Source organism: Marinomonas algarum, from assembly GCF_020532605.1.
GTDB lineage: Bacteria > Pseudomonadota > Gammaproteobacteria > Pseudomonadales > Marinomonadaceae > Marinomonas > Marinomonas algarum.
Genome location: NZ_JAJATW010000050.1, coordinates 1 through 3,341, shown reverse-complemented (window position 1 = coordinate 3,341; position 3,341 = coordinate 1). Strand labels below are relative to the sequence as shown.

General features: G+C 38.9%; 5 protein-coding genes. All 5 read left to right on the top strand.

Translation table 11 applies throughout. The features are described from left to right. Window positions 1-3: 3 nt before the first annotated feature. The 5 genes from LG368_RS15125 to tnpB all read left to right on the top strand — a co-directional run bounded on the left by LG368_RS15125 (window position 4) and on the right by tnpB (window position 3,084). The gene (locus tag LG368_RS15125; RefSeq protein WP_338086327.1) at window positions 4-105 is read left to right on the top strand and encodes a transposase domain-containing protein; all 102 of its coding nucleotides are present in this window, start codon (window positions 4-6) and stop codon (window positions 103-105) included. A gap of 47 nt (window positions 106-152) precedes the next feature. Continuing rightward, a complete protein-coding gene (locus LG368_RS15120; protein WP_264194079.1) occupies window positions 153-1,100 on the top strand; it encodes an ABC transporter substrate-binding protein in 948 nt (315 codons plus the stop codon). Continuing rightward, window positions 1,093-2,076, top strand: coding sequence for an ABC transporter permease (locus tag LG368_RS15115; protein ID WP_226755526.1), 984 nt, complete (start codon window positions 1,093-1,095; stop codon window positions 2,074-2,076). The genes LG368_RS15120 and LG368_RS15115 overlap by 8 nt, the downstream gene beginning before the upstream one ends. A gap of 2 nt (window positions 2,077-2,078) precedes the next feature. After that, window positions 2,079-2,699, top strand: a complete 621-nt coding sequence (locus tag LG368_RS15110; protein WP_226755525.1) for an ABC transporter permease — start codon at window positions 2,079-2,081, stop codon at window positions 2,697-2,699. A 79-nt stretch (window positions 2,700-2,778) separates the two neighbouring features. Continuing rightward, window positions 2,779-3,084: an IS66 family insertion sequence element accessory protein TnpB gene (gene tnpB, locus LG368_RS15105; protein ID WP_226755524.1), complete on the top strand. Its 306-nt coding sequence runs from the start codon at window positions 2,779-2,781 to the stop codon at window positions 3,082-3,084. Window positions 3,085-3,341 lie beyond the last annotated feature (257 nt).

The window sequence follows — 3,341 nt, the reverse complement described above, 5'->3', positions numbered from 1 at the left end:
CTAATCCCGTATGATTACTTAGTGACACTCTTCGAAGAATTACCGAAACGACAGACCAACGAAAGTCTTGATGACCTGCTGCCATGGAACGTCCGATCTATCTAGGTGGTGATGCTCTGACGCTTACCGACAAAGCGCAAGGTTTCTATTCATTGGTACGTAATGACGACTGGTATCTGGGTACGCCAAAATACCAAGATGTCATTATTACTAAGCTGTCCCCACAAATGACCAGCCAAGAAATATTTAAGGGTAATGTCGATGTTGCAAGTATTCCTTACAACCTTGTAGACCTTTACAAAGAAAATGGCGTTAAGGTGATAAGCGCACCTTCAAATCATCCTATTCGGATGATTTTTGAGCGCTCTTCTTACTTTTCTAGTGTTAATGCGCGACAGGCAATAGCGTATGCCTTAGATAAAACCACTTTGTCTGAGCTTTCTTATCAAGGACATGCTGCAGTCGCTAGACCAGGATTAAGACAAGACCTTCCATCATCTGGCCTTAACTCGTATGAATACAATCCTGAAAAAGCGGCTAACTTGCTTATGGCACAAGGTTGGGAGAAGTCTAAATCTGGTCAATGGCTAGATCATAAAGGTGAGACAATTACCTTATCTTTAGTAGCCTCCACCGATTATTTGCTAGTCAGTAAAGTGTTGGCGAAGCAACTGGAATCTTTTGGTTTTAGTGTAGATGTACGTTTATTACCTGCTGTGCCATTTCTAAATACTTTATCAAAGAAACAGTATGACTTGGCGTTGGTAAGTCAGAGTCATCAAGGCAATATTGACAGATTTAGGCTGATGCTAACGGGTAATCAGGGCAGAGGAGACCAGTATTTTGAAAACAAATCATTACCTTTGTTATTCAAAAAAATTGATCAATCCACTGATACTGTTGAGATAAACTTGACTTTTGCAGATATAGAAAAAATCTACAACAGTGAACTCCCTTCTTTACCCCTGATTAACCCGATAAACTACAGCGCTTTAAGTGACAGGGTAGAAGCCGGTTTTACGAAAAATGGTGTGGCTATGGGGATCCCCATGGTGTTGAATAAAACGACTGTTTTTTTTGAAAAATCACCCAATGAGTAATGATAGTTTCTATTCAAAACTAAAAAAGCTAATGCTGGACAATGCATTGGCTTTTTTAGCTTTGCTTTTCTTAAGATTTTTCATGTTGTATTTACTTCCAGGTAGTCAAGTTGATTTACTGATAGATAATGACTTAAATGTAGGAGACAACAGTGTCTTTGTAGAAAGTTTAACTCAAAAGTTGGGATTAGATAAAAGTGTTTGGGGGCAGTTCTTTGATTGGAGTGCCAAGATATTACAAGGTGATTTCGGATATTCTTATATTCATGCATCACCCGTAAGCACATTAGTCTTTGAAGCTATAGTTTGGACTTTAGCGCTGGTTGTTTTATCTATACCGATTTCCTTAATTATGGGGGTATCTCTTGGCATATTGGCTGGTTCCCATGGTGACAATAAAATATCTAAAATATTATTCGGATTAATGACACTGATATCCAGTATACCAAGCTTTGTTATCGCACTTATTCTTTTGACCATATTTTCTTTTAACCTAAATTGGTTTCCAAGTGACGGTGGTGGCATGAGCCTGCAAGCGAGAATAACCGGAGAAGCGCAATGGGTTGATATAATATGGCATGGTTTTCTACCATTAATAGCGGTTTCTTTTCAAGCAAGCCTTCGTTACTTTTATTTGAGTTATGGTTTATCAGAACAAGTCTCCAGAAGACCTTTTATATTTTTTGCAAAAATGAGGGGAGTAAGAGGTACTAGGTTATATTTTTCTTGGTATCTCCCCAACATAATTCCAGAAGTTTTGTCCAAGTTAAGCAGCACCTTACCTGGCATTATCAGTTCAATGATATTTGTTGAAATCATTTTCTCTTACCCTGGCGCTGGTAGCCTTATGCTCGATGCTATCAATAATAGAGATTATGCCTTGTTACAAGGTTGTTTAGTTATTGTGGGGGGCTGTGTTCTTATATTAAATACTGCACTGGATCTTGCTAGTGTGGCCCTTGCTGAGAGAGGGTGATTATGATTTCTATTTGGGTACTAGCTGGGCTGACCTTGTTAGGTTTCACTCTTTCAGTAATGGGCTGGCCTAATATTGAAATGACAGCAGATATGCTGACCTTACCTTCTTTAGACCATTGGTTAGGAACCGATATATTAGGCCAAGATGTTTTCCTTAGACTGCTTGCCGGTTTGCCTAATACTTTATTAATTGCAATGTTTTGTGGGTTGCTGCCTATTATTATGGGTTTTATATTGGCTTCTATCAGTATCATTAGCCGGTATTATGTTAGCCGATTTCTTCAGAAGTTTGTTGAAGTGTTTTTACTGATTCCCTCCTTATTGCCATTAATGCTGTTGGCAGCAGTATTAGAGCCAGGACTAGTCGCGGTCATTTTACTGATTAGTGTGCTCAGTTGGCCTGATGATTTTAAAGTTTTAAGATCGGCTATTTTACGAGTAATCCAATCTGATGCGATTTTAACGGCACGGCATTTTGGCGCCAATAATTTATATATTATGTCAAATTATGTCTGGCCAACTATTAAGCCATTATTAATTATGCTTTTTCTTCAAAATGCTAGACATGCCGTCATGATGAGTGCAGGTTTAGCTTTTTTAGGTCTCACAGACCCAAGGTAAGCGTCAGCTAAACCACACGTTTTAATCCTTGTTAAAAACCATAAAGTCTTTTGTTTTCTTTCATAGGAATAAAAGACTTATGTTTACCACTTCTGCTCAACTCAATGTGACTCTCATTTGTGGGCCAACTGATATGCGTAAAGCCATTGACGGTTTATGCAATATTGTCGCCTATGATCTGAAAAAAGAGCCTTGTAGTGATCATATTTTTGTCTTTTGCGGTCGAGCGCGCGATAAAGTCAAAATATTGCAATGGGCGTCAAATGGTTTCTGGTTGCATTATAAGCGGCTCGAAAAAGGGCATTTTCAGTGGCCTGGTATTGATGACGAACAATTGTCTATTCAAATCTCACCTCGTCAGCTTAATTGGTTCCTGATTCCGTGACTTAAAACCCCTCTCACACCCCTGCAGAGCTGTAATCATACGGCCTGAAGCAGTAAAATGACCACTGCTTTTCGTTCACCCAGACAGTGACTTTTTTCCATGCGCACCTTCAAACTCGAACAGTCTAAAAGTAAGCGTCAGCTAAACCACACGTTTTAATCCTTGTTAAAAACCATAAAGTCTTTTGTTTTCTTTCATAGGAATAAAAGACTTATGTTTACCACTTCTGCTCAACTCAATGTGACTCTCATTTGTGG